Source organism: Streptomyces sp. NPDC102451, from assembly GCF_044765485.1.
Taxonomy (GTDB): Bacteria; Actinomycetota; Actinomycetes; order Streptomycetales; family Streptomycetaceae; genus Streptomyces.
Genome location: NZ_JBIWKD010000015.1, coordinates 71548 through 96854 on the forward strand (window position 1 = coordinate 71548; position 25307 = coordinate 96854).

General features: G+C 71.3%; 26 protein-coding genes. 16 read left to right on the top strand and 10 right to left on the bottom strand.

From position 1 onward, the window contains the following. Positions 1-3 precede the first annotated feature (3 nt). Positions 4-864, top strand: a complete 861-nt coding sequence (locus ACIRD8_RS27995; protein WP_403997237.1) for an Fpg/Nei family DNA glycosylase — start codon at positions 4-6, stop codon at positions 862-864. Positions 865-873: 9 nt separating this feature from the next. On the opposite strand, the gene ACIRD8_RS28000 is transcribed toward ACIRD8_RS27995, so the two are convergent. After that, positions 874-1083, bottom strand: coding sequence for a zf-HC2 domain-containing protein (locus ACIRD8_RS28000; protein ID WP_403997239.1), 210 nt, complete (start codon positions 1081-1083; stop codon positions 874-876). Between the two features lie 72 nt (positions 1084-1155). Between ACIRD8_RS28000 and ACIRD8_RS28005 the strand changes: the two genes are divergently transcribed. The 4 genes from ACIRD8_RS28005 to ACIRD8_RS28020 all read left to right on the top strand — a co-directional run bounded on the left by ACIRD8_RS28005 (position 1156) and on the right by ACIRD8_RS28020 (position 5043). After that, positions 1156-1908, top strand: coding sequence for a LytR/AlgR family response regulator transcription factor (locus ACIRD8_RS28005; RefSeq protein ID WP_403997242.1), 753 nt, complete (start codon positions 1156-1158; stop codon positions 1906-1908). Positions 1909-1970: 62 nt separating this feature from the next. Continuing rightward, positions 1971-2333: a hypothetical protein gene (locus ACIRD8_RS28010; protein ID WP_099175792.1), complete on the top strand. Its 363-nt coding sequence runs from the start codon at positions 1971-1973 to the stop codon at positions 2331-2333. Next, the gene (locus ACIRD8_RS28015; RefSeq protein WP_403997244.1) at positions 2330-3820 is read left to right on the top strand and encodes a cation acetate symporter; all 1491 of its coding nucleotides are present in this window, start codon (positions 2330-2332) and stop codon (positions 3818-3820) included. The genes ACIRD8_RS28010 and ACIRD8_RS28015 overlap by 4 nt, the downstream gene beginning before the upstream one ends. After that, positions 3817-5043, top strand: coding sequence for a sensor histidine kinase (locus tag ACIRD8_RS28020; protein ID WP_403997246.1), 1227 nt, complete (start codon positions 3817-3819; stop codon positions 5041-5043). The genes ACIRD8_RS28015 and ACIRD8_RS28020 overlap by 4 nt, the downstream gene beginning before the upstream one ends. Before the next feature lie 19 nt (positions 5044-5062). On the opposite strand, the gene ACIRD8_RS28025 is transcribed toward ACIRD8_RS28020, so the two are convergent. Further along, positions 5063-5584 (bottom strand): hypothetical protein, encoded by a 522-nt coding sequence (locus ACIRD8_RS28025; protein WP_403997247.1) that lies wholly within the window; start codon positions 5582-5584, stop codon positions 5063-5065. Positions 5585-5695: 111 nt separating this feature from the next. Between ACIRD8_RS28025 and ACIRD8_RS28030 the strand changes: the two genes are divergently transcribed. Further along, entirely contained in the window at positions 5696-5893 is a 198-nt protein-coding gene (locus tag ACIRD8_RS28030; protein ID WP_403997249.1) for a zf-HC2 domain-containing protein, read from the top strand. Here ACIRD8_RS28030 and ACIRD8_RS28035 read toward each other — a convergent pair. Next, a complete protein-coding gene (locus ACIRD8_RS28035) occupies positions 5827-6396 on the bottom strand; it encodes a sigma-70 family RNA polymerase sigma factor (protein ID WP_403997251.1) in 570 nt (189 codons plus the stop codon). The genes ACIRD8_RS28030 and ACIRD8_RS28035 overlap by 67 nt on opposite strands. Before the next feature lie 257 nt (positions 6397-6653). Here ACIRD8_RS28035 and ACIRD8_RS28040 point away from each other — a divergent pair, with 257 nt between their 5' ends. Beyond that, entirely contained in the window at positions 6654-7877 is a 1224-nt protein-coding gene (locus ACIRD8_RS28040; RefSeq protein ID WP_403997253.1) for a CapA family protein, read from the top strand. 63 nt (positions 7878-7940) lie between these two features. On the opposite strand, the gene ACIRD8_RS28045 is transcribed toward ACIRD8_RS28040, so the two are convergent. Further along, complete coding sequence (locus tag ACIRD8_RS28045; protein ID WP_403997256.1) at positions 7941-8402, bottom strand: universal stress protein; 462 nt, start codon at positions 8400-8402, stop codon at positions 7941-7943. A gap of 164 nt (positions 8403-8566) precedes the next feature. Between ACIRD8_RS28045 and ACIRD8_RS28050 the strand changes: the two genes are divergently transcribed. Continuing rightward, positions 8567-9412: a polysaccharide deacetylase family protein gene (locus tag ACIRD8_RS28050; RefSeq protein ID WP_403997259.1), complete on the top strand. Its 846-nt coding sequence runs from the start codon at positions 8567-8569 to the stop codon at positions 9410-9412. Between the two features lie 24 nt (positions 9413-9436). Here the strand turns inward: ACIRD8_RS28050 and ACIRD8_RS28055 are convergent, their stop codons facing one another. Beyond that, a complete protein-coding gene (locus tag ACIRD8_RS28055) occupies positions 9437-10099 on the bottom strand; it encodes a class F sortase (protein WP_403997262.1) in 663 nt (220 codons plus the stop codon). Positions 10100-10443: 344 nt separating this feature from the next. On the opposite strand from ACIRD8_RS28055, the gene ACIRD8_RS28060 reads away from it, so the two are divergent. Next, complete coding sequence (locus tag ACIRD8_RS28060) at positions 10444-11085, top strand: hypothetical protein (RefSeq protein ID WP_403997265.1); 642 nt, start codon at positions 10444-10446, stop codon at positions 11083-11085. A 95-nt stretch (positions 11086-11180) separates the two neighbouring features. On the opposite strand, the gene ACIRD8_RS28065 is transcribed toward ACIRD8_RS28060, so the two are convergent. Next, on the bottom strand, positions 11181-11729 hold the full coding sequence (locus tag ACIRD8_RS28065) for a hypothetical protein (protein WP_403997268.1): 549 nt from the start codon (positions 11727-11729) through the stop codon (positions 11181-11183). Between the two features lie 184 nt (positions 11730-11913). Beyond that, positions 11914-12681 carry a DUF4239 domain-containing protein gene (locus ACIRD8_RS28070; protein WP_403997271.1) on the bottom strand — a complete coding sequence of 256 codons (768 nt, stop codon included), beginning with the start codon at positions 12679-12681 and terminating at the stop codon, positions 11914-11916. Positions 12682-13422: 741 nt separating this feature from the next. Between ACIRD8_RS28070 and ACIRD8_RS28075 the strand changes: the two genes are divergently transcribed. The 3 genes from ACIRD8_RS28075 to ACIRD8_RS28085 all read left to right on the top strand — a co-directional run bounded on the left by ACIRD8_RS28075 (position 13423) and on the right by ACIRD8_RS28085 (position 17573). Further along, on the top strand, positions 13423-14379 hold the full coding sequence (locus tag ACIRD8_RS28075; RefSeq protein WP_403997274.1) for an SCO0930 family lipoprotein: 957 nt from the start codon (positions 13423-13425) through the stop codon (positions 14377-14379). 204 nt (positions 14380-14583) lie between these two features. Further along, positions 14584-15402, top strand: a complete 819-nt coding sequence (locus ACIRD8_RS28080) for an SAM-dependent methyltransferase (protein WP_403997277.1) — start codon at positions 14584-14586, stop codon at positions 15400-15402. After that, positions 15399-17573, top strand: coding sequence for a putative bifunctional diguanylate cyclase/phosphodiesterase (locus ACIRD8_RS28085; RefSeq protein ID WP_403997280.1), 2175 nt, complete (start codon positions 15399-15401; stop codon positions 17571-17573). The genes ACIRD8_RS28080 and ACIRD8_RS28085 overlap by 4 nt, the downstream gene beginning before the upstream one ends. Positions 17574-17583: 10 nt before the next feature. Here ACIRD8_RS28085 and ACIRD8_RS28090 read toward each other — a convergent pair whose 3' ends face one another. Beyond that, positions 17584-18516 carry a LysR family transcriptional regulator gene (locus ACIRD8_RS28090; protein ID WP_403997283.1) on the bottom strand — a complete coding sequence of 311 codons (933 nt, stop codon included), beginning with the start codon at positions 18514-18516 and terminating at the stop codon, positions 17584-17586. A 96-nt stretch (positions 18517-18612) separates the two neighbouring features. On the opposite strand from ACIRD8_RS28090, the gene ACIRD8_RS28095 reads away from it, so the two are divergent. Genes ACIRD8_RS28095 through ACIRD8_RS28105 form a run of 3 tightly spaced genes read left to right on the top strand, consistent with a single transcriptional unit; the run spans position 18613 to position 22014 of the window. After that, positions 18613-19320, top strand: a complete 708-nt coding sequence (locus tag ACIRD8_RS28095) for a succinate dehydrogenase (protein ID WP_403997286.1) — start codon at positions 18613-18615, stop codon at positions 19318-19320. Between the two features lies 1 nt (position 19321). After that, positions 19322-21271, top strand: a complete 1950-nt coding sequence (locus tag ACIRD8_RS28100; protein ID WP_403997289.1) for a fumarate reductase/succinate dehydrogenase flavoprotein subunit — start codon at positions 19322-19324, stop codon at positions 21269-21271. Beyond that, positions 21268-22014 carry a succinate dehydrogenase/fumarate reductase iron-sulfur subunit gene (locus tag ACIRD8_RS28105; protein ID WP_403997292.1) on the top strand — a complete coding sequence of 249 codons (747 nt, stop codon included), beginning with the start codon at positions 21268-21270 and terminating at the stop codon, positions 22012-22014. The genes ACIRD8_RS28100 and ACIRD8_RS28105 overlap by 4 nt, the downstream gene beginning before the upstream one ends. 21 nt (positions 22015-22035) lie before the next feature. Here the strand turns inward: ACIRD8_RS28105 and ACIRD8_RS28110 are convergent, their stop codons facing one another. Both ACIRD8_RS28110 and ACIRD8_RS28115 read right to left on the bottom strand, forming a co-directional pair. Next, complete coding sequence (locus ACIRD8_RS28110; protein ID WP_403997295.1) at positions 22036-24462, bottom strand: ABC transporter; 2427 nt, start codon at positions 24460-24462, stop codon at positions 22036-22038. Positions 24463-24560: 98 nt separating this feature from the next. Continuing rightward, positions 24561-24752: a DUF6381 family protein gene (locus ACIRD8_RS28115; RefSeq protein WP_403997298.1), complete on the bottom strand. Its 192-nt coding sequence runs from the start codon at positions 24750-24752 to the stop codon at positions 24561-24563. A gap of 205 nt (positions 24753-24957) precedes the next feature. Here ACIRD8_RS28115 and ACIRD8_RS28120 point away from each other — a divergent pair, with 205 nt between their 5' ends. Further along, positions 24958-25284 (top strand): plasmid stabilization protein, encoded by a 327-nt coding sequence (locus ACIRD8_RS28120; protein ID WP_403997301.1) that lies wholly within the window; start codon positions 24958-24960, stop codon positions 25282-25284. The last annotated feature ends 23 nt before the right edge of the window (positions 25285-25307 follow it).

A 25307-nucleotide genomic window follows, 5' to 3' on the forward strand; every position in this document is an offset into this window, starting at 1 on the left:
GTCATGCCCGAACTGCCGGAGGTCGAAGCCCTGCGGGACTTCCTCGACGAACAACTGGTCGGCAAGGAGATCGCCCGCGTCCTGCCGCTCGCGATCAGCGTCCTGAAGACGTACGACCCGCCGCCCACCGCCCTCGAAGGCGCCACCGTGACCTCCGTGGCCCGGCACGGCAAATTCCTCGACATCACGGCCGGAGAGCTCCATCTGCTCATCCACCTCGCGCGGGCCGGCTGGCTCCGGTGGAAGGACAGCTTCCCAGCGGCCCCGCCACGGCCCGGCAAGGGGCCGCTCGCCCTCCGGACGGTCCTCGCCGGCGGCGACGGCTTCGACCTGACCGAGATGGGCACCACGAAGCGCCTCGCCGTCCATCTGGTGCACGATCCGGCGGACGTGCCCGGGGTGGCACGCCTCGGGCCGGATCCGCTGGCCGACTCCTTCGACCGGGACGCGTTCGCGACGGTGCTCGGCGGGACACGCCGGCAGATCAAGGGAGCCCTGCGCGACCAGTCGCTGATCGCGGGCATCGGCAACGCCTACAGCGACGAGATCCTTCACGTCGCGAAGATGTCACCGTTCAAGCTCACCACAGCACTCGGCGACAACGACATCAGCCATCTGTACAACGCCATGCGCACCACGCTCCAGGACGCCGTCGAGCGCGCCCGGGGCGTCGCCGCGGGCCGCCTCAAGGCCGAGAAGAAGAGCGGCATGCGCGTCCACGGCCGCACCGGGCAGCCCTGCCCCGTCTGCGGCGACACCGTGCTGGAGGTGTCGTTCAGCGACTCGTCGCTCCAGTACTGCCCCACCTGCCAGACCGGGGGCAAGCCACTCGCCGACCGGCGGCTCTCCCGTCTGCTCAAGTAGCTGCGCCGGTCAGGGCCGCCGGGCCGGGCGGGGAACGCCCCCGGGCGGCAGCAGGTGTGCGTACGCCGCCAGGTGGCCCACCACCGGACCGAACTCGCGCACCTGGACCACACACGCGGAACACCCCGCCAGGTGCTCCTCGAAGCGGCAGGTGTCGGCGGTCCCGAGCACCCCGAGCGCGTAGGCCCCGGCGTCGCGGTGAGGTTCGATGGCGCGCATGTCCTCAGGTACGTGACGAACCGGTGAATCACTCAAGCCATCACCCCGGAGAACCACCTAAACTCCGGCCTCATGCTGCGCGTACTCGCCGTCGACGACGAAGAACCCGCCCTGGAGGAACTCCTCTACCTCCTGCGCGCCGATCCCCGCATCCGGAGCGCCGAGGGCGCCACGGGTGCCACCGAGGCACTCCGCCGTATCGGGGGTGCCGTCGACGCCGGGCCCGAGGACCCCTCGGCGATCGACGTCGTGTTCTTGGACATCCACATGGCGGGGCTCACCGGTCTCGACGTCGCCCAGCTCCTGGCCGGGTTCGCCGCGCCGCCGCTCATCGTCTTCGTCACCGCTCACGAAGGCTTCGCCGTACACGCCTTCGACCTCAAGGCCGTCGACTACGTGCTCAAGCCGGTCCGCCGGGAGCGGCTGGCCGAGGCCGTCCGCCGTGTCGCCGAACAGGTTGGTGAGCGCTCCGCGTCCGTCCACGACTCGGCCGCCGACCAGGTCGCGGTGGAGCTGGGCGGGGTCATCCGTTTCGTGCCCGTCGACGACATCGCGTACGCCGAGGCCCAGGGCGACTACGCCCGGCTGCACACCTCGGCCGGCAGCCATCTCGTCCGGATCCCGCTCACCACCCTGGAGGAGCGCTGGCGATCCCGGGGCTTCGTACGCATCCACCGCCGCCACCTCGTGGCGCTGAACCGGATCGACGAACTCAGGCTCGACGCGGGCAGCATGAGCGTGCGCATCGGGGGTGCCGAGCTCGCCGTCAGCCGTCGCCACACCCGCGCGCTGCGCGATCTCCTGATGCGGCAGACCGGCCGCTGACCTGGCTCGACCGGGAGGCGGCCCTTCCCAGCCGGGCCCCGCGCCGCCTAAACTCCGGGCCCATGTCCGCAGAGAGCACGCCCCGGCGCGAAGTGGTCACGGGCGAGCCCCGGCGGGTGCGTCCGCTGCCCCGCTACCGAGCCCAGTCGGAGATCGACGAGCAGACCGCGCTCGGCGGCGCCTACGTCCGCTCGCTGATGCGCAGCCAGCTCCGCGCCGGACTCACCGCCTTCGCGGTGCTCGCCCTCGTCGCCGGGACCCTGCCCCTGGTCTTCGAGGCGCTGCACAGCAACGCCCTCGTCTGGGCGGTGCTCGGCTTCGCGACCTATCCGCCGCTCACCCTGGCCGCCTGGTGGTACGTGCGCAGGGCCGAGCGCAACGAGCGCGACTTCGCCCGACTCGTGGAAGGTCTCCCCGCACCATGAGCGCACCCGGCCACCCGGCAGCGGTGGTGGCGGTCGCCCTCGTCGTCCTGGCCACCGTCCTCGTCGGCGGTTTCGGGCTGCGGATCTCCCGTACCACCTCCGACTTCTACGTCGCGTCACGCACCGTACGGCCGAGGCTCAACGCCGCGGCGATCAGCGGCGAGTACCTCTCCGCCGCGTCCTTCCTCGGCATCGCGGGGCTGGTGCTGGTGCACGGCCCCGACATGCTCTGGTACCCGGTCGGCTACACCGCCGGATATCTCGTGCTGCTGGTGTTCGTCGCCGCTCCGCTGCGCCGCTCGGGGGCGTACACCCTGCCCGACTTCGCCGAGGGGCGCCTCGAATCGCGTCAGGTGCGCCGACTGGTCAGCGTGTTCGTCGTCGGCGCGGGCTGGGTGTACCTGGTGCCGCAGCTCCAGGGCGCCGGCCTCACCCTGAAGATCCTCACCGGGGCGCCCGGCTGGCTCGGCGACGTCCTCGTCGCCTCCGTCGTGGTGATTGCCGTCGCGGCGGGCGGCATGCGCTCGATCACCTTCGTGCAGGTGTTCCAGTACTGGCTGAAGCTCACCGCCCTGCTGGTGCCCGCGATCTTCCTGGTGCTGGCCTGGCAGGGCGACGGCCGCCCCCGGGTCAGCTTCGACGAGCAGATCTCCGTGTTCCGCGCCGACCATCCGCTGTACGCGACGTACGGACTGATCGTGGCCACCTTCCTCGGCACCATGGGCCTGCCCCATGTGGTGGTCCGCTTCTACACGAGCCCCAACGGCCGCGACGCCCGCCGCACCACGGTCGCCGTGCTCGCCCTCGTCGGCCTGTTCTATCTGCTGCCCCCGGTGTACGGGGCCCTGGGCCGGCTGTACGCGCCCGAGCTCATGCACGGCGGTGACGCGGACGCCGCCGTGCTGCTGCTGCCCGCCCGGGTGATCGGCGGCCTCGGCGGTGATCTGCTCGGCGCACTCCTCGCGGGCGGCGCCTTCGCCGCGTTCCTGTCCACGGCGTCCGGGCTCACCATGGCGGTCGCCGGGGTGATCACCCAGGACGTCCTGCCGTCCCGGGGCGTACGGCAGTTCCGGCTCGCCACCGTGCTCGCCATCGCCGTACCGCTGGCCGGTTCGCTCGTGGTCAGCCGGGTGCCGGTGGCCGACGCCGTCGGCATGGCCTTCGCGGTCTCCGCGTCGTCGTTCTGCCCGCTGCTCGTCCTCGGCATCTGGTGGCGGCGGCTCACCCCGCCCGGTGCTATCGCCGGGCTGCTGCTCGGCGGCGGCTCCGCGCTGCTGTCCGTGGCCATCACCGTCAGCGGCGCGGTGCGCCCGCCGGGCTGGCCGCACGCCCTGCTGGCCTGGCCCGCCGTCTGGTCCGTACCGGTCGGCTTCCTCGCCATGATCCTGGTCTCCCTGGCCACCCCGGGCCGGATACCCCCGGGCACCAACGCGGCCATGACCCGCTTCCATCTGCCGGAGGCGCTGGCCTCGGGACGTGTGCGATGACCGGGGCCGGGATCGCCGCCATCACCGTGCTCGCCCTGCTGCTGTTCGCCACGGGCTTCGTGCTGGGCCGCACCGCACGTCCCGTACGCACCAGTGATGTGGGCACACCCGTCGAGCACGCCACCTTCGAGACCCTGCACACGGCCTCCCTCGCGGCGCCCCCGCTGCGCGCGGGGCTCACCGAGGAGAGCGCACGCAGGTCGGCACGGGGTCTGCGCTCACTGCTCGGCACCGACGCCCTCTGCCTCACCGACCGCGAGAGCGTGCTGGTGTGGGACGGTGAGGGCGAGCACCACGGCACGGACGTGATGCACCAGGTCGAGGGGGTCCTCGCCAGCGGCAGGGACACCGCCTTCCACAGTGACTGCGACGACCTGGACTGTCCGCTGCGCTGGGCCGTCGCCGTCCCGCTGACGGTCGACCACCGGGTGCTCGGCACACTCGTCGCCTACGCTCCCCGCGAATCGGCGGTGCTGGCCAGGGCGGCGGGGGAGGTGGCCCGCTGGGTCTGCGTACAGCTGGAACTCGCCGAGCTCGACCGCTCCCGCACCCAGCTCATCGAGGCCGAGATCAAGGCGCTGCGGGCCCAGATCTCCCCGCACTTCATCTTCAACTCACTGGCCGCCATCGCGTCGTTCGTCCGCACCGACCCCGAGCAGGCGCGTGAACTCCTCCTGGAATTCGCCGACTTCACCCGCTACTCGTTCCGCAGGCATGGCGAGTTCACCACCCTGGCCGACGAACTCCACTCCATCGACCAGTATCTGGCGCTGGTGCGGGCCCGCTTCGGGGAACGGCTCTCCGTGACCCTCCAGGTCGCCCCGGAGATCCTTCCCGTCTCGCTCCCGTTCCTCTGTCTCCAGCCCCTGGTCGAGAACGCCGTCAAGCACGGCCTGGAGGGCGCCGTCACCCCCTCCCGGCCCCTCGGCGCCGCCCGGGCGGGGGACGCCCCGATCCGCATCACGATCAGCGCGCTGGACGCGGGTGCCGAGGCGGAGGTCGTCATCGAGGACGACGGCACCGGGATGGAGCCGGAGCGTCTGCGGCAGATCCTGCGCGGAGAGGGCGGCACCTCCACCGGCATCGGCCTGCTCAACGTGGACGAACGGCTTCGCCAGGTGTACGGGGACGACTACGGCCTCGTCATCGAGACGGGTGTCGGGGCAGGTATGAAGATCACTCTGAGGCTGCCCAAGTACCGTGCGGGCGTACACGGTTCGTGACGCGAGGTCCCTCTGCCGCTCAGTACAGATGGACGGCCAGATGGCCCAGCGGCAGCCCCAGCTGCCACGCCGGGGTCCACACCCGCGTCTCGCCCTCCGCTTCCTCCTCGCCGTAGGCGTTCACCGGCTCCCACGGCCGCGGGCCGATCGCGTCCAGGTCCGCGGCCAGCAGTTCGGTCTCCTCCAGCCACCGCCAGGCGGCCCGCGCCAGCGCGAGGTCGGGGCCCGGGAGCCCGGCAGGGGCGGTCGGCCGTTCCAGCGCCTCCAGCCGTGCGCAGACCCAGCGTCTCCAGGAGGCGCCGTACGCCGTGAGCAGCCGCAGCTCGTCCACCCGGGCCGCGGGGAGGTCCTCGGCGCCCGCTCCGTCGGAGAGGAAGATCGTCAGGGCGAGCGCGTCGCGTCCCGCCCGGTACTCCAGGGTCGTCGGCTCCATCAGGTCGCCGGTCGCCAGGACCTCGTCGGCGATGTACTCGGAGTACAGCCAGGCCATCGGGACCAGCAGCCCGCCCCCGCCGGTTCCTTCGTCATGTTCGGGACGCATCCCGTCTCGCCTCTTTCGTCGACTCGGCACCGGGCTACACGCAGCATTGAACCGGGGGCACGCGCCCCGCGTGGGCAGAAGGGCAGGATCCGTCGGGAGATTCGAGGTGCGATGACCGCCGAGCGCGGCGATGACCCGCATGTACGGCAGCTGCTGGGCGCCTACGTACTCGATGCCCTGGAGGCGGACGAGTGCGGTCCGGTCGCCCGGCACCTCCAGCGGTGCGGGGCGTGCGCCGCGGCCTATGTGGAGGTCGCGGAGGCGGTGTCCCTGCTGGCGCTGCTCAACCTGGACGACCTGCTGGAGTAGCCGGGCAGATTACGGCTGAGCAGCCGCAGCGCGTAGTAGGAGCGGGACTTGACGGTGCCCGCGGGTATGCCGAGGGCCTGCGCGGTCTCGCCCACGCTGAGCCCCCGGAAGTAGATCTGCACGAGGACCGCCCGGTGCTCGGGGCTGAGCGTGCTCACCGCCTCGCGCACATCGAGTGCGTGGACCGCCGAGTCCGCGGTGTCCTCATGGGCGGGGGCGCTCTCCAGGACCGCGTCGCTGACCTCCGTGGGCCGCGCCTGCCGGGACCTGCGGGCGTCTATGGCCAGCCGCCGGGCGACGGTGAAGAGCCACGGGCGCATCGAGTCGTAGGGCGCGTCGAACGCCTCCGGGTGCTGCCAGGCGCGCACCAGCGTCTCCTGCAGCAGGTCCTCCGCACGCTGCCGGTCGCCGAACGTCAGCCCCAGCAGGAAGTGGAACAGGGCGGGCCCGTGTTCCCTCTGCAGCTGGGCGAGGGCCCGCTCATCGGTTGTCGCAGTGGTCATGGTGAACGTCCTTTCCCGAAGAGGCCCCTGACGCCTCGCTCCCGCCTGGCGTATACGAACGCATCGGGACGTGGGGGAACAGCCGGTGCACCGAGGTGTGCGCCGAGCGGTCGCACGGAGCGGCGAGTGGTGCGGTGAACGGTCGACGAGCTTCGATACGGCCGATTCAGGTACTTGGCCGCCTTTGTTCTTGACTCACCGGTATGAATATATGTGTATTCGGATGGGCGAAATCATCCGAAATGGGAGTCATGCAGATGACGAAGCGCATCCGACCGGGCGCGGCGATCGCCGTCGCCGGCCTGCTCGCCACCGCGACGGCCTGTACCGGCCAACCGACATCGCCCCCCGGATTCGCCGGGCGGCACCTCTCCGCCGAGCGGGGTGCGAACGGCGCGGGCGCCGGGGGAGCGGAAGGCCCGCGCACCTTCACGCTGCTGGCCTCGGGCGACATCCTGCCGCACTCCTCGATCATCGACCGGGCCGCCGCCGACGCGGACGGCAGGGGCTACGACTTCCGTCCGATGCTCAAGGGCGCCGCACCGGCGGTCTCAGGGGCGGATCTGGCCATCTGCCACATGGAGACGGTGTACGGTCAGGACGGCGGCCCGTACACCGGATATCCGTCCTTCAAATCGCCGCCCGAGGTGGCGGCCGCCCTGCGCGCCACGGGCTTCGACTCCTGCTCCACCGCCTCCAACCACACGCTGGACGACGGGGCTCCGGGGATCGGGCGCACGCTCGACGCACTGGACCGCGCGGGTGTCGCCCATGCCGGATCCGCCCGCTCGGCCGCGGAGGCGTCCCGCCCCACCCTGCTCAGGGCGGGCAAGGGCAAGAACGCGGCGGAGGTCGCCCACCTCGCGTACACCTACGGCACGAACGACATCCCGCTGCCCGCCGGGCAGCCCTGGGCGGTCAACCTGATCGACAAGGACCGGATCGTCGCGGACGCCCGGGCGGCCCGCAAGGCGGGCGCCGACGTGGTCGTCGTCTCCCTGCACTGGGGCACCGAGTGGCAGGACGCCCCCGACGACGTCCAGCTGGGGCTCGGCCGCGAACTCACGGCCTCCGGCACCGGCGGACGCCCCGACATCGACCTGATCCTCGGCACGCACGCCCACGTCCCACAAGCGTACGAGAAGGTCAACGGCACCTGGATCGTCTACGGCATGGGCGACCAGGTCGCCGGTGCCATGGTCAACCACGAGGGGGCCCAGGACCCGCGCGGCAACGAGAGCTCGATGGGCCGCTTCACCTTCGAGCCGCCCGCGAAACAGGGACAGCGGTGGGCCGTCAAGAAGGCCGAGTTCATCCCGCAGTGGTTCGACCCCGAAGCCGGACGCGTCGTGGGCCTGGACTCCGCGGCATCGGGCCCGGCGGGGGAGACCGACGGCCGGCTCCGCGAGATCCGCGACCGGATCCACACGGTCGTCCTCAGCCGTGGTGCGGCCGGGGACGGCCTCGTGGCCGGTAGGTGAGCGACGCCGGCCGTCCGCCCGGGCGCCGGCCGCGCGACGACCACGGGCGGACACACACGGGCGTCACGGCACGACGGTGACCGGCCAGCGCCCGGCCTTCACCAGCCGGACCGCCACCGAACCGATGAAACGGTGCCCGGCCGATTCCGACGCACCCACGATCACGGCGTCCGCCTTCAGCTCGTCGGCCGCCGTCACGAGTCCGTTGTACGGGTCCCCGTGGAACGTGTGGAACTCCCAGCGGACATTCCATATGTCCTTGAGCCGCTCGGTCGCCGTCCTGATCTCGTTCACCAGCCCCTCGGCGACCTCGCCGGTCGCGTTGGCGACCGGAGCTCCCAGGGCGGCACCGGCCGACATCACCGGCTGGACGTAGACGAGGGCGAGCATCGCGTTCTGCCGGCGGGCGAGGCCCGCCGCGTACGCCGCGGCCCGCATGGAGGAATCCGATCCGTCGATGCCCGCGACGATCACCTTGGGGCCGTCCGTGCCGCGCTCGAAACGATGCTGTTGCTGGTCAGTCACGGCCCCGAGGGTAGCCGCTCGCACGGACCGCCTCCCGGGCGCCTCCGCGCAGCCCGGAACCTCCCCGCCGGATACCGCCGGAGCACTCCATCCATCGGGTGCAAAACGCCGCATCCCCGGTGTCGGCAGAGGGAGCGGGCGTCACTCCGTGCGAGCAGTTGGTCATGAAGCATGATCAGATTCCCGCGGAACGCCGCACCTTGCTGCGCCTCGCTCTCGCGCTGGGGGCCGCCACCGCCGTGCACACGGTCGCGGCGGACCCCGCCGGGACGCCCGTACGCCCCGGCGGGGAGCCGCCGGCTCCGGCGGCAGGCCCTCCGGCGACGGCCCGGGCCCGCCCGGCGGCCTACCGGCTGCACCCCATGACCTCGACCGCACCGGCCCGCATCCTGCCCGCCGCGCCGCCCGTCCGCACCCGGCCCTTCGAGGAGCTGCCGGAGCTGGGGAACGACGCCATGGTGCTCAGCTTCGACGACGGCCCCGACCCGCGGTACACCCCGGACATCCTGGCCACGCTGCGAAGATACGGAGTCCGGGCGATGTTCTTCGTCTGCGGCGAGATGGCGGCGGACAACCGTGACCTGCTCCGCGAGATGGCCGACGACGGGCATGTGGTCGGCAACCACTCCTGGTCGCACCCCCTCATCCCGAAGCTCTCGCCGGGGGCGATCCGCGACGAACTGGGCAGCACCAGCGAGGTGATCGAGAAGACGCTGGGCACCCCGCCGCTCTGGTACCGGGCCCCCTACGGCGCCTGGAACCGCAATTCCTTCGAGATCGGTGCCGCGATGGGCATGGAGCCGATGGCGTGGACGGTCGACACGCTGGACTGGACCACGCCGGGCACCGACACCATCGTCCGGCGGGTCGCGCAGGGCGCTGCGCCCGGAGTCGTGGTGCTGTCGCACGACGCGGGCGGGAACCGGTCCCAGAGCGTGGCGGCCCTGCGCCGGTACCTGCCCGCGCTCATCGGGAGGGGGTACCGTCCCACCGTCCCGCACCGGAGCTGACCGGGCGCCAGGTGGCCGTACGGGCTATCGCGTCTCGACCAGCCGGGCGAAGACCACCACGTTCCCGTCGTAACCGTTGGCCTTCGAGTAACCCCCGCCGCAGGTGATGACCCTGAGCTCGGCGTACCCGGTGTCGCCGTACACCCGGGGCCCGGGGAAGTCGCTCTTGGAGAACACCTCCACGCCGTAGATCTCGAACACCGCGGTCCGGTTGTCGTAGCGGGACACCTCGATCTGCTGCCCCTTGCTGAGGGAGCCCAGTCCGTAGAAGACCGCCGGGCCGGCGAGGTTGTCCACGTGGCCGACCATCACGGAGGTCCCGCGCTGGCCGGGGGCGATGCCGTTCTGGTACCAGCCGGCGAGGTTCGGGTCCTGGGCGGGCGGGGCCTCGATCCAGCCGGCCGGATCCAGATTCACATCGACCACGGGTGCGTCGACCTCGATCGAAGGGATCTGGATGCGCTCGGCGGGGGCGTACGCGAGCGGCTGCACGGGCTCGCCGTCGGCCGGGGCGGACACGGAGGTGTCCCGGGGGCCGGCCACCGAGGCCGCGGCGGCCGGCTGCGGCGGCCCGGGGGACGTCTCCACCCCGTTGCGCATGAGGGCGAGCCCGGTGAGCATCACCAGGGCGATGGCGCCCCACGGTGTGCGTCGGCTCCGCTCGGCGCCCCACTGAACCCGGCCCATGGTTCTCCCTTCGTCGCGACACCGCCACGCTAGGCACAGCTCCGCGCGGTGGCGATCAGGGAGGAGCGAACGGGTGGCGGCCGACCGTGTGCCGGCGGCGGTGTGTTCTCTTCGGAGTAATGAGCGGATAAAACTTCTGACGGTCCGTGACCTGCGGCTCCGTCAGATTCCGCACCCGGCCCCCGGCGTGTCGGCTCACCGGGGTGGAGCAGTGCCGAAGTGCGACTTCCGCGGTATCTGGTGAGGGTTCGTCATGGGACGCGTTCTCGTCGAATCCCGGAGGCCAGGACTCCGGGGCGCTTCCCGCTGGAGGTTCAAAGATGCGTGCTTCACGCACTCTCGCGGTGACCGCGACCGCATTCGCGGCGGTCGGGCTCGCTGCCCCGCTGGCCGCCGCCGGCGGCGGCCCGGGCAGCAACCCGAGCAACTTCCCGACCAATGTCACCGTCAACCCGTCCTCGGTCTTCCAGGGCGCCACGATGCAGGTCAGCGCGGAGGGCTGCGGGCGCTCCGGCGGCAAGGTGTGGTCGAACGCCTTCCCGACGGTGAACCTCTCGCCGGGCCGGGTCGGCTACGCCACGGCGCACATCCGCAACAACGCGACGCCCGGTCAGTACAGCCTGTCCGTGAGGTGCAACAACAGCGACAACAACTTCGGCGGCGGCAATGGGGGCGACGGCGGCCAGGGCGGCAACGGCGGCCAGGGCGGCAACGGGGACGAGCGAGGTCAGGGCGGCAACGGAGGCAACGGCGGTCAGGGCGGTAACGGAGGCCAGGGCGGCAACGGTGGCCGTGGGGACCAGGGCGACCCGGTCGCGACGGCCCGCTTCACCGTGCTTCCCGCGCGGGGCGCACAGGGCGGCCTCGGCGGCTCGATGGGCCCCAGCTCCGTCGAGATGCAGGTCGGCGGCGGCCTTGTCGCGGCGGCGGCCGTAGGCGGGGCATTCTTCGTCGTCCGCCGGCGGACGAGCAATGCGGCGATCTGACGCGTCGAACCTACCGCCCGGCCCGATACGCCCGTCGCCCCGAGTCCTGGATCAGGACCCGGGGCGACTGCCGTGTGTGTCTGTATGTGAGCCGGTCAGTGCTGGCGGCCGGTGCGGCGCTTGCGCAGGACGTAGAAGGCGCCGGCCGAGGCGACCGCGACCAGTGCGGAGCCGGCCGCGATCTCCGCGGGGTCCATCGTGTCGACGCTGCCGCCGAGCCCGCCCAGTACGCCGCTGGGAGAGGCGGTGGAGCTGGTCGTCGGGGCCGTGGTGGGGCTGGTCGTGGGGGTACTGGTGGCACCGCTCGTGATGGTCAGGTTGGCGGACCGCGTGGTGGTGCCGCAGCGGAAGGTCACCTCGTAGACCGCGCCCCGTCGGGCGTCCCGGTCGACGGTGGCCGTGGCCGACCTCCCGCTCGGGATGGTGGTCGTGTCGAACACGCCCGAGAACGCGGTCGCATCGGTGGTGCACCCCATGGCGCCGAGGGTGACCTGGCCCCCCGGCGCGACCGTCGACGGAGTGATGGTCGGCGTGAACGAGGTGGACGTGCCGCCGTTGAGCACATCGGCAGATGCGGCCGGTGCCATCAGGAAGCAGGCGGCGGCGCCCAGCAGGGCGACGGGTGCGACACGTATCGCGCGCATGGTGAATCCTCCGGGTCCCGAGGAGCAGCCGCGGAACGGATTTCCGCGAGGCATGAGAAATGCACCTCGATGCCCGAAACGGTAGAAGCGCCGCATATCACCCGCGATCGGTGTCAGGCGAATGGGGCAGAGTTGTCCCCCGGCCGGCTCACCGGCCGGGGGACAGGGCCCTGGGGACGCACCCCTATCCGCCCGTGGCGTGCGGGAAGAGATCGATGAAGGGAGCGGTGGTCGCCGAGATGCCCCGGCCGAACGGAGCGTCGAAGTCCCAGATGAGGAAGAGCAGAAAGGCGATCAGGACGCTGAAGAGCCCCGCCAGCAGCAGTTCACGGAAGGTTCTGCGGATCTGGAGCGTGAAGATCAGCCCGACCGTGACCACCGCCCCGGTGATCAGGCCGAACCAGACGACTCCCGGCATGGTCGCGCCGGCGTTCTGCCCCCGGGCCCCCCGGGCGTCGTCGACGGCGGCCACCTGGTCCACCAGCGGCTGGTACGCCTGCCCTTCGTGGTCCGTCCGCGGCTTGTACTCCGTCACGTCGGCCCGCAGCCGGTCGAGAAGTCTCGTGCCCTCCTCGGTGAGACTCTCGTGGTCCGTCATCGACCTCCATTCGTCGCCGACGACATGGGCCACGTAGGCGTCGACGTCGGCGCGGATCCGGTCGCGGACCTCGACCGGGTAGACCGCCGCCCGCGCGCTCACCTCGTGCAGCGCCTGTGCCTCCAGCCTGACCGACTCCTGGGCGGCGCTACGCCCCTCCCAGACGCCCGCGATGGCCAGGCCGAGCACGATCGCGTACACCACGCCGATCATCATCGTCATGTACTCGATGACGTCGGGAGTCTCGGACGGATCGTCGTCCTCGGCGACGCGGCGGTTGCTGAGGACGGCGATGGTCAGGACGACGGCACACGCCGACGCCATCGCAATGGTCAGAACAAGCCATTCCGACATGGGTTCCCCTCTTCGGTCAGCGGGACGAGCGGGGCCGCAGGACGGCCACGGCGAAAACGGCGGGCGCGGTGATGAGAAGGGTGAGCGAGACCAATGACGGGCCGGCCCGTGGTGTCTTGCGGGGCGGCTTCCTGTAGGCGGGCAGCGCGACGGGCGCCGGGGCCGGTGGTGTGGGGTGCACGGTGGGCGGTGGCGGCGCCGGTTTCGGCTTCGGTTCCGGTTCCGGTGGTGCGGGGGCAGGAGGGGGCGGTGGTGGAGGCGGAGGGGGTGGCGGCGGAGGGGGTGGCGGCGGTGGAGGGGGCGGCGGAGGCGGTGGAGGGGGAGGTGGCGGAGGTGGAGGGGGCGGCGCAGGCTCGGGCTCGGGTTCGGCGATGACCGCCCCGCACCGGCCTTCGCCCGCCACGGCGACGGACGAGCCGCCGTCCCCCTGTCCGATGGAGGCGACCGCACAGTCGTCACCGGCCGCCGGCAGCGGGACGGCGAGCAGCAGGAGCAGGGTGGCGGCCGTCAGCCGCCATATGCGTGATCCGTACACGCCGGGGAGCATGTTCCCCCGAGCCGCCGGACACGCGGAGCGAGGCGCTGATTCGCCTGATGGAGGGGACATTGGGCAATTCGCGTTTGCGCCCGCCGAAACTTTCTCGGGCTCCCGTTGAACACCGGGGCCCCGCCCGCCCGTACCTAGGGCCACGAAAGGCGCGGACTCGCGTCCCGGACGGCAGAAGGACAACGGGAGTCGACATGAATACCTGGCGGAACGCCTCGCTCGCGGTGACGGCGGTGGCCCTGTTGGCGCTGACGACGGCGTGCGGTCAGGAGAAGGGCACCACGTCCCCGAACGGCCAGGCCGTGGGAAACGCCGCTCCGGCACAGCAGCCGGCCGAGAGCGGCTACGGATCGGACGGCGGCTACGGCTCCGACACGGCTGCGGGTGCCACACCGAAGGAGGCCGGGCAGCTCGCGGTGTGGGACAGCAAGAAGCTGGGCAAGGTGCTGACCGACAGTGAGGGCTTCACGCTCTACCGGTTCGACAAGGACACCGCCGAACCGCCCGCCTCGAATTGCGAGAGCGACTGTGCGAAGGCGTGGCCCGCGGTGCCCGCGCAGAACGCCGAGGCCGCCGCGGGGGTCGACGCGTCACTGATCGGCGAGGTCACGAGGGCCGACGGAACCAAGCAGCTGACCGTCGGCGGCTGGCCCATGTACCGCTATGCCGAAGACACCGGGCCCGGTGACGCCAACGGGCAGGGTGTCGGCGGGACGTGGTTCGCCGCGGCCCCGGACGGAAAGAAAGCGGCGGTGAACGCCGACGGACCCACGGGCGCCCAGGCCGATGCCGCCGGACTTTCGGTCCGTAAGGATCCGGAACTCGGGGACATCGTCGTCGACAAGCGGGGCATGACGGTTTACCGCTTCAAGAAGGACTCGGCGTGGCCGATGAAGTCCGCGTGCACGGGCGACTGCCTCAAGAAGTGGCCGGTGGTCGCGCCCGTCCCGAAGAATGACGTCGAAGGTGTGACCACGAAGGGATTCGTCACCTTCGACCGTCCCGACGGCATCCAGCAGCAGTCGGTCGACTGCTGGCCCGTCTACACCTTCTCCGGCGACGCCAAGCCGGGAGACACCAACGGCCAAGGCGTCGGGGGCACATGGTACGTGGTCTCGCCCGACGCGAAGCTGGTCGGAGCCGCCAAGTAGCCCCCGGAGGACCCCTCGTGGTGCCGGTCCGTCGCCGTATGCGCACGCGCAGCGACGGGCCGGCGCACATGCCTCCGGTGTGTGACCAATAACGGATCTCTAATTTCCGTTTCCACTCGCTCTCTTGGCGGTCGATCAGTAGCCTCTGGTCAACACTGACCATGAACATGGCCGGATCGCCGTGGCGACTTGTTGGAGACATCGATGGAGCGTCCCGCCTGGGCACCGCAAGGCATTGACATCTCGGTGCCGAGCGTGTCTCGCATGTACGACTTCTATCTGGGCGGTTCGCACAATTTCGAGGTGGACAGGGAAGCGGCCCGCAAGGCCATGGAGTTCATGCCGGGCCTGCCCAAGGTCATGCAGGCCAATCGGGCCTTTATGCGGCGGGCCGTGCACTACGCGACGACTTCGGGCGTCAACCAGTTCCTGGACATAGGCTCCGGCATCCCGACCTTCGGCAATGTTCACGAAGTCGCCCAGGCGGCCGATCCCGAGGCACGGATCGCCTACGTCGACCACGACTCGGTCGCGGTCGCACACAGCCAGGCGGTGCTCGACGGCAACGAGCGGGCCGTCATCGCAGCCGCCGATCTGCGTAAGCCCCAGGACATCCTGGCGGACCCGCAGATCAACGAGCTCCTCGACCTGGACAAGCCGGTGGCGCTGCTCCTGGTGGCGGTGCTCCACTTCATCGAGGACACCGACGACCCGTACGCGGCGGTCGCCGAGCTGCGCGACGCACTGGCCCCCGGCAGCCTGCTGATCCTGACCCACGCCTCGTACGAGGGGATCCCGCTCACCGAGGAGGAGGCGGGCGGGACGGTCGGCGTCTACCGCACCATCCGCAATCCGCTGATCATGCGTTCGCGCACCGAGATCAGCCGCTTCTTCGAGGGGTACGAGATGGTCGAGCCCGGGCTGGTCTCCATGCCCGAGTGGCGTCCCGAATCCCCCGGATCGCTCGCGCAGGAGGACCCGTTCGCCTTCTCGGGCTTCGGCGGGGTTGGGCGCAAGGCGTGAGCATTCCCGCCCAGTCGTCAGGCGCGCCGGACGCGGAACCCGACGGCCCCGAGGGCCGGCTCCGGAGATTCGCCACCATCTGGAGCCGGGCGATCTTCCCGTCCACGGCCACCTCCCTGTCCCGCCCGGAGTTCGAGGAACATCTGCTGCCGCTCGCCCGGGAGCTGAGCGACATCCTGCACACCCGGGTCTTCGACGCGACGCCCGCGCACGGCGTCGGAGCCTCCCTCGTCGCCGCACACTGCACCGATCCCGACGCCCTGAGCTCCACGCTCGGCGTCGTCGACTCCTACCTGGTCCTCTACTGCGGCGGCAACGGGCCGGTGGAGCTGTCGACCGAGGACAGCCGGGCCCGGTGCGCGCGGATCCAGCACGCGCTGGCCGGCGGCTTCACCCAGGCGCTGCGTGAGCGGACGCTCGCCGAGCAGGAGGCGATCGCCCGCTCGGCGCTCACCGCCCGCTCGCACGCCGAGCAGGCGCTCCACGCCACCGAGGCCCGCTTCCGCGCCGTGTTCAAGGACGCCGCCATCGGGATCGGCATCGCCGACCTCGAAGGGAACATCCTGGAGATCAACGACACCCTCACCCGGATGTTCGGCGGCCTGGAGAACCACGTCCGCAGCCACAAGGTCAACGAATGGGTGCACCCCGAGGACTCGCCGTACGTATGGAAGTACTACGACGAGTTGGTACGGGGCGAGCGCGAGCACTACAGCGTCGAGAAGCCGTACTACCGCAACGACGGCACCGTCCTGTGGACCAACCTCACCGTGTCACTGCTGCGGGACGCGGAGGGGCGGCCTGAGTACCAGCTGGCTCTCATGGAGGACACCACCGAGCGGCGGCTGCTCAACCTGAGGCTGCGTTACGAAGCCACCCATGACGCGCTCACCGGCCTGCCCAACCGGACGCTGTTCTTCGAGCGCCTGGAGAAGGCCCTCGCGCCCAGGGAAGGCATGCGCTTCGGGCTCTGCTACCTCGACCTGGACGGCTTCAAGGCGATCAACGACAGCCTGGGCCACGCGGCGGGGGACCGGCTCCTGGTCGAGGTCGCCGACCGGCTGCAGAGCTGCGCCACCGCCCCCGGCGAGATGGTCGCGCGGCTCGGCGGCGACGAGTTCGTCGCCCTCACGACAGGACCGCGCACCCAGGACGAGGTCCACGAGCTGGCCGGGCGCATCCTCTCGGCGCTCGCCACACCCATCCGGCTCGACGGCCGGGAGCTGACCGTACGGGGATCCATCGGCGTCGTCGAGGGGCCGTCGGGCGAGCGCACCGCCGCCGAGGTGCTGCGCAGCGCCGACATCACGATGTACCGGGCCAAGGCGGCGGGCGGGAACCGCTTCGCACTCGCCGACGCCGAGGCCGACGCCCGCGCCATCACCCGCCACGGGCTGACCACGGCGCTGCCCGCGGCGCTGGACCGCGGTGAGTTCTTCATCGAGTACCAGCCGCTGGTCCACCTCGGGGACGGCAGCGTGCACGGCGCCGAGGCGCTGGTGCGCTGGTGCCATCCGCAGCACGGTGTGCTCGGCCCGGACCGGTTCATCCCGCTCGCCGAGCACACGGGGCTGATCGTGCCGCTCGGCCGCTGGGTCCTGGAGGAGTCCGTCCGGCAGGCGAACTTCTGGCAGGAGCGTCACACCGACGGCGGCCCCCTGCGGATCAACGTCAACCTCTCCCCGACCCAGCTGCACCACCCGAACCTGGTCGCCGAGACCGTCGACGTACTGGAACGTTCCGGTCTGGAGGCCGGCGCCCTCTGCCTGGAGGTCACCGAGTCCGCGCTGATCGGTGCGGACGACGATCTGCTCAAGCCGCTGCGCCAGTTGGCGGAGATGGGCGTCGACATCGCGCTGGACGACTTCGGCACCGGTTACTCGAACCTGGCGAACCTGCGCCGGCTGCCGGTGAGCATCCTCAAGCTGGACCGTTCCTTCACCCAGGGCATGCAGCACCACCCGGCCGACCCGGTCGACCTGAAGATCGTCGAGGGCATCGTCTCGCTCGCCCACAGCCTGGACCTCGCGGTCACCGTGGAGGGCGTCGAGACCGGCGCCCAGGCCGAGCAGCTGCGGCAGCTCGGCTGCGACACCGCCCAGGGCTGGTACTACGCGCGGCCGGGCGCCCCGGACCGGATCCACTCGCTGCTGCTGGCGGACGCGGTCTGACCTCCCGTCCTCAGCTGCCGCCGGGGCCGGACCCGCCGGCGGCTGAGGAGACGGCGGGCGGCCCCGCCCCCAGGAGCATCCGCTGGAGTTCGCGCGCCGCGCGCGGCGGTTCGACGTCGCTGCGGTGCGCCAGCGCGATCGTGCGCCGCAGGCCCGGTGAGGCCAGCGGTGTCGTGCGGAGGTCCTGGCCCGCCCGGACGGCGACCATCCGGGGTACGACGGCGATCCCCAGGCCCGCCCGTACGAAGCCGAGTACGGCGTCCATCTCGCCGCCCTCCACCGTGAACGAGGGCTCGAACCCCTCCGCCCGGCACGCGGCGACGGTCAGCTCCCGCAGGTCGTAACCGTGCCGGAACATCACCAGCGGCTCGTTCTCGAGGTCGGCGACGTGTACGGAGCCCTTCCGCCCGGGCGCGGGGCGGGACGCCGACGACACCACCACCAGGTCCTCGTGCAGCAGCTCCACGGTGGTGAGCGCCGGTGAGGCCGCGGGCAGGGGCAGCACGAGCAGCGCGAGATCCAGGGCGCCCCGCGCCAGCTGCCGTACGAGGTCGTGGGAGCCGCCCTCCTCGATCAGGAGCTGGATCCCCGGGTGCGCGCCGTGGAAGGCGCGCAGCACATCGGGCAGCAGCCCCGTGCAGACGCTCGGGGTGGCACCGAGCCTGATCCGCCCCCGGCGCAGCTGTACGAGCTCCTGCACCTCGTGCCGCGCGGTGTCCGCGTCCGCCAGGATCCTGCGGGCGAGCGGCAGCAGCGCCTCGCCCGCGTCGGTCAGCGCGATGTTGCCGCGCGCCCGGCTGAACAGCTCGGCACCCAGCTCGTTCTCCAGGGCCTTGATCTGCTGGGAGAGGGAGGGCTGCGACACGTGCACCTCCTCGGCGGCCCGGGTGAAGTGTCTGGCCTCGGCCACGGCCACGAAGTAGGCGAGCTGCTGGAAGTGCATACGCCCGACGATAGCGAACTCCATAGCCGATGCCTATGGAGATGAGTCGTTTCATGTCTTGGACTGATGATGCCCTCCGCCTCTAGCGTCGTGTCCATGGCACTGGCAACGCGGACGGACCGACGGCCGTCGATGACGCGTACGCTCTGGGACTCGTCCGTCGGCAAGAAGACGATCATGGCTGTGAGCGGCCTGATCATGCTCGGTTACCTGGCGGTCCACATGCTGGGCAACCTGAAGATCTTCTTCGGATCCGACGAGTTCAATCACTACGCGCACTGGCTCCGGACCCTCGGCGAGCCCTTCCTGCACTACGAGTGGGCGCTGTGGATCGTCCGCGTGGTCCTCGTCGTGGCAGTCGTGCTGCACGCCGTCTCCGCGTACCAGCTGAGCCGACGTGACCTCAGGGCGCGCCCGACGGCGTACGTGCACAAGAAGGCGCGTTCCAGCTACGCGACGCGCACCATGCGCTACGGCGGCATCATCCTCGCGCTGTTCATCGTCTGGCACATCCTGGACCTCACGACCGGCACCGTGCACTCCGGCGGATTCCAGTCGGGGCACCCCTACCAGAACGTGCTCGACACCTTCTCGACCTGGTACGGGAACGTCATCTACATCGTCGCCGTGCTCGCCCTGGGGCTGCACGTCCAGCACGGATTCTGGAGCGCCGCGCAGACCCTCGGCGCGGGCAGCGCGACCCGCGACCGGGTGCTGAAGACCCTCGCCAACCTGCTCGCCGCAGTGCTGACGGTGGGCTTCATCTCCGTACCCGTCGCCGTCATGACCGGATTGGTGAGCTGACATGGCCGACTACACGACGTACACGACGGGGGAGCCCGTCACCGACACCAAGGCGCCCACCGGACCGGTCGCCGACCGCTGGGACACCCGGCGCTTCGAGGCCAAGCTCGTCAACCCGGCCAACCGCCGCAAGCACACCGTCATCGTCGTCGGCACCGGCCTGGCCGGCGGCTCGGCCGGCGCGACACTCGCCGAACAGGGCTACCACGTCGTCCAGTTCTGCTTCCAGGACTCGCCCCGGCGCGCCCACTCCGTCGCCGCACAGGGCGGGATCAACGCGGCGAAGAACTACCGCAACGACGGGGACTCGGTGCACCGCCTCTTCTACGACACCGTCAAGGGCGGCGACTTCCGCGCCCGGGAGTCCAACGTCCACCGCCTGGCCGAGATCTCGGTGGAGATCATCGACCAGTGCGTCGCCCAGGGCGTCCCCTTCGCCCGCGAGTACGGCGGACTCCTCGACAACCGCTCCTTCGGCGGCGTCCAGGTCTCCCGCACCTTCTACGCGCGCGGCCAGACGGGGCAGCAGCTCCTCCTCGGCGCCTACCAGGCGCTCTCCCGGCAGATCGCCGCGGGCAACGTCGAGCTCCACTCCCGCACCGAGATGCTCGACCTGATCGTGGTCGACGGCAAGGCCCGCGGCATCGTGGCCCGCGACCTCGTCACCGGGCAGATCGACACGTACTTCGCCGACGCGGTCGTCCTGGCCAGCGGCGGCTACGGCAACGTCTTCTACCTGTCGACGAACGCCATGAACTCCAACGCCACCGCGATCTGGCGCGCCCACCGCCGCGGCGCGTACTTCGCCAACCCCTGCTTCACCCAGATCCACCCCACCTGCATCCCGCGCACCGGCGACCACCAGTCGAAGCTGACGCTGATGAGCGAGTCGCTGCGCAACGACGGACGCATCTGGGTGCCGAAGGCCAAGGGCGACGACCGCCCCGCCGACCGGATCCCCGAGGACGAGCGGGACTACTACCTGGAGCGGATCTACCCGGCGTTCGGCAACCTCGTGCCCCGCGACATCGCCTCCCGCGCCGCGAAGAACGTCTGCGACGAGGGCCGCGGCGTCGGACCCGGCGGCCAGGGCGTCTACCTCGACTTCGCCGAGGCCATCGCGCGCATGGGCCGCAAGGCTGTCGAGGAGAAGTACGGCAACCTCTTCGACATGTACGCGCGGATCACCGCGGAGAACCCGTACGAGACGCCGATGCGCATCTACCCCGCCGTGCACTACACGATGGGGGGCCTCTGGGTCGACTACGACCTCCAGACCACCATCCCCGGCCTCTTCGCCATCGGCGAGGCCAACTTCTCCGACCACGGTGCCAACCGCCTCGGCGCCTCCGCGCTGATGCAGGGCCTCGCCGACGGTTACTTCGTCCTGCCGTCGACGATCAACGACTACCTGGCCCGCAACCCGCACACCGAGGAGATCGACGCCGGCCACCCCGCGGTCACCGAGGCCGTCGCCGAGACCGAGGACCGGCTCAACCTCCTCCTCGCCGTCGACGGGGACCGCACCCCGGACTCCTTCCACCGCGAGATCGGCGAACTCATGTGGGAGTTCTGCGGGATGGCCCGCACCGAGGCAGGGCTCCGCAAGGCCCTCGACCGGATCCCGCAGATCCGCGAGGAGTTCTGGCGCCGGATCAAGGTGCCCGGCACCGGCGAACAGTTCAACCAGTCGCTGGAGAAGGCCAACCGCGTCGTCGACTACCTGGAGCTCGCCGAGCTCATGTGCCTCGACGCCCTGCACCGCGCCGAATCCTGCGGCGGCCACTTCCGCGAGGAGTCCCAGACCCCGGACGGCGAGGCCGCCCGCCGGGACGAGGAGTTCTCCTACGCCGCGGCCTGGGAGTTCAGCGCCACCGGCGACGCCCCCGTCCTGCACAAGGAAGACCTCGTCTTCGAGTACGTCCACCCCACTCAGCGGAGCTACGCATGAAGCTCACCCTGCGCGTCTGGCGCCAGCAGAACGCCGAGGCGCCCGGCGCCATGGCCACCTACGAAGTCGACGGCATCTCTCAGGACATGTCGTTCCTCGAGATGCTCGACACCCTCAACGAGGAGCTCATCCTCGGCGGGGACGAGCCCGTCGCCTTCGACCACGACTGCCGCGAAGGCATCTGCGGCGCGTGCAGCCTCGTCATCAACGGCGACGCCCACGGCCCGGAGCGGACCACCACCTGCCAGCTCCACATGCGGTCATTCGAGGACGGCGACACGATCGACATCGAGCCCTGGCGCGCGTCGGCCTTCCCGGTCGTCAAGGACCTGGTCGTCGACCGCTCCTCCTTCGACCGGATCATCCAGGCAGGCGGCTACATCTCCGCGCCCACCGGCACCGCCCCCGACGCGCACGCCACCCCGGTGCCCAAGCCGGACGCGGACTCGGCCTTCGAGCACGCCGAGTGCATCGGCTGCGGCGCCTGCGTCGCCGCCTGCCCGAACGGCTCGGCGATGCTCTTCACCTCCGCCAAGGTCAACCACCTCAACGTGCTCCCGCAGGGGGCGCCCGAGCGGGAGACCCGGGTGCTCGACATGGTCGCCACCATGGACGACGAGGGCTTCGGCGGCTGCACCCTCGCCGGTGAGTGCGCCACGGCCTGCCCCAAGGGCATCCCGCTGCCGTCGATCACCGCGATGAACAAGGAATGGCTGCGCGCCAACCGCAAGGTGCGCCGCTGATCCCGTCCCCGCGGTGGGGAGTCAGCCCGTCCGCAGTGCCTTGGCCAGGTACACGGCCGTACGGCTCCCTGCCGCCCGGGCGACCTCCAGCGGCGTACCGGTGGCGACGATCCTGCCGCCCCGGTCGCCGCCGCCCGGGCCCAGGTCGATCACCCGGTCCGCGCCGGCCACCACCGCCATGTCGTGCTCCACGACCACCACGGTGTTCCCCGCGTCCACCAGACCGTGCAACTGCCGCATCAGCACCTCCACATCGGCCGGGTGGAGTCCCGTCGTCGGCTCGTCCAGCAGATAGAGCGTGTGCCCACGCCGGGCGCGCTGGAGTTCGGAGGCGAGCTTGATCCGCTGCGCCTCACCGCCGGACAGCTCCGTCGCCGGCTGGCCGAGGCGCAGATAGCCGAGCCCCACGTCCAGCAGCGCCCGCAGACTGCGCTCGGCGGCCGGGGTCCCGGCGAGGAACCCCGCCGCCGCCTCCACCGTCAGGTCCAGCACCCCGGCGATCGTGAGTCCGCGCAGCGTCACCTCCAGCGTCCGCGGGTTGTAGCGCGCGCCGTGGCAGTCCGGGCAGGGAGCGTACGTACTGGGCAGGAAGAGCAGCTCGACCGAGACGAACCCCTCGCCCTGACAGGTCTCGCACCGCCCGCCCGCCACGTTGAACGAGAACCGGCCCGCCCGGTACTTCCGGGCCCGTGCCGTCTCCGTCTCCGCGAACAGCTTCCGCACGACGTCGAACAGCCCGGTGTACGTGGCCAGGTTGGACCGGGGGGTACGGCCGATGGGCCGCTGGTCGACCTGCACGAGCCGGTCCACCGCCTCCTGGCCCTCCGCCGACGCGCAGCCCCGCACCTCCTCCGGAGCGGCCGGCGCGTCCGTGTCCGCCTGCCGCCGGTCGGCGAGCACACCCGCCAGGACCTGGCCGACCAGCGTCGACTTTCCGGACCCCGAGACACCGGTGACCGCCGTCAGCACCCCGAGCGGGAACGCGGCATCGACGCCGCGCACGTTGTGCAGGTCCACCCCGCGCAGGGTGATCCACCCGGTGGGGGTGCGCGGCTCACGGGCCGGCGGCGGGTCCTCGTCGAAGAGGAACCGCCGGGTCGCGGACTCCGCCACCCCGGCGAGTTCCGCCGGAGGGCCGCTGTGCAGGACCCGGCCGCCGTGCTCGCCCGCCAGCGGCCCCACATCCACCAGCCAGTCGGCCTGCCGCACCACGTCCATCTGGTGCTCCACGACGAAGACCGAGTTCCCCGCGTCCTTGAGCCTGCCGAGTACGCCGAGCAGCGACTCCGTGTCGGCGGGGTGGAGCCCTGCCGACGGCTCGTCCAGCACGTAGACGACGCCGAACAGGCCCGAGCGCAGCTGGGTGGCGAGCCTCAGCCGCTGCAGTTCGCCCGAGGACAGGGTCGGGGCCGTACGGTCGAGGCTGAGATAGCCGAGCCCGAGCTCGGTGACCGGCCCGATCCTGGCCAGCAGGTCGGCCGTCAGCACGCGTGCCGTGTCGCTCCCGCCGCCCGCCTCCAGCAGCACCTCGGTCAGGGCGGTGAGCGGGAGCGCCACGAGGCCGGCGATCGTACGGCCGGCGAACGTGACCGCCAGGGCCTCCGGCCGCAGCCGACTGCCCCCGCACACCGGACACGGCGCGCTCGTCAGGAAGCGCTCCGCCTTCGCCCGCAGCGTCCGGCTCCTGGAATCCGCGAACGTGTGCATCACATAGCGCCGTGCGCTCATGTACGTACCCTGGTACGGGCGCTGGATCCGGCCCGCGTCGCGCACCGGGTGGACCGTCACCACCGGCTGTTCGTCGGTGAACAGGATCCATGCGCGGTCCGCGGGCTCCAGCTCGCGCCACGGCCGCTCGATGTCGTAGCCGAGGGCGTCCAGCACATCGCGCAGGTTCTTGCCCTGCCAGGCTCCCGGCCAGGCCGCGATCGCCCCTTCGCGGATCGACAACGACGGGTCCGGGACCAGCAGTTCCTCGGTGGTGCGGTGGATCCGCCCCAGGCCGTGGCACTCCGGGCACGCCCCGGCCGCGGTGTTCGGCGAGAAGGAGTCCGAGTCGAGCCGCTCGGCCCCCGGCGGATAGTCGCCGGCACGCGAGAAGAGCATCCGCAGGGAGTTGGACAGCGTCGTGACCGTACCCACCGAGGAGCGTGAGCCGGGCGCCGACCGGCGCTGCTCCAGGGATACGGCGGGCGGCAGACCGGTGATCTCACCCACGTCGGGCGCCCCGACCTGATGGATCAGCCGGCGGGCGTACGGGGCCACGGACTCGAAGTACCGGCGCTGGGCCTCCGCGTAGATCGTCCCGAAGGCCAGGGAGGACTTGCCCGAGCCCGAGACGCCGGTGAAGACCACGAGGGTGTCGCGCGGGATGTCGACGTCCACGTCGGTGAGATTGTGTTCACGCGCGCCGCGCACCCGGACGTACGGATCATGAGGGGTGGACATCGGCGGCAGGGCTCCATGGGGGATCGGTGGGGTGGGCATGCTTCTGCCGGTGATCCTCCCGCACACGGACGGATCACCGGCAGCGCGGGGCGCCGGTCCTACACCATCGGGTCCATGCCGCGGTCCGTCATGGAGCTCTCCTTCTCGCTCTGCTCCCGCAGACGGCCGGCCTTGTCCTGGAGACGCTGACGCTCCGCCGGGTCGGTGGCGCGCTCCGCGGCCTCGTTCAGTTCCTGTGCCTTGGCACGCAGCTGCTGGGCACGGCCGCCGGACTCACCTGAAACGCTCATGATCACTCCTGGATCTGTGGGGGAGCGGACACCTTCAGCGAAACAGCGCCCGGGCCCGCCTGCATCTCGAACGGCCACGCTCCGCGACCGGCGAGACCGGCTCCGTGCCCCGTTCGGACGCCCCGCCCGGCAGGCGTAGGTGTGAAGGTGTGGGGTAGTGGGTGCGGTGGGCCGCCACCGTCGTCCGAGCGTGAGGAGAGGTGCCATGCCCGCAGGATCCAACGCCAAGCGTGAACGCCAGTACGAGCACATCAAGGAAGGTGCCGAGAAGCGCGGCACGTCCACGAAGCGCGCCGAGGAGATCGCGGCGCGGACCGTCAACAAGGAGCGGGCCCGCTCGGGAGAGTCCCGTAGCGCGAGCCGTACCTCGGTCAAGGACCCCAAGTCCGCCTCCGAGCGCGGGGGGCAGCGTTCCCACAGCGGAGCGCAGGGGCCGACGAGGGACCAGCTGTACGAGGAGGCCAAGAAGCGCAACGTCGAGGGCCGGTCCTCGATGAACAAGGAGCAGCTGCGCAAGGCCCTGGGGCGCTGAGGGTCAGGAGCGACGCGGGACCG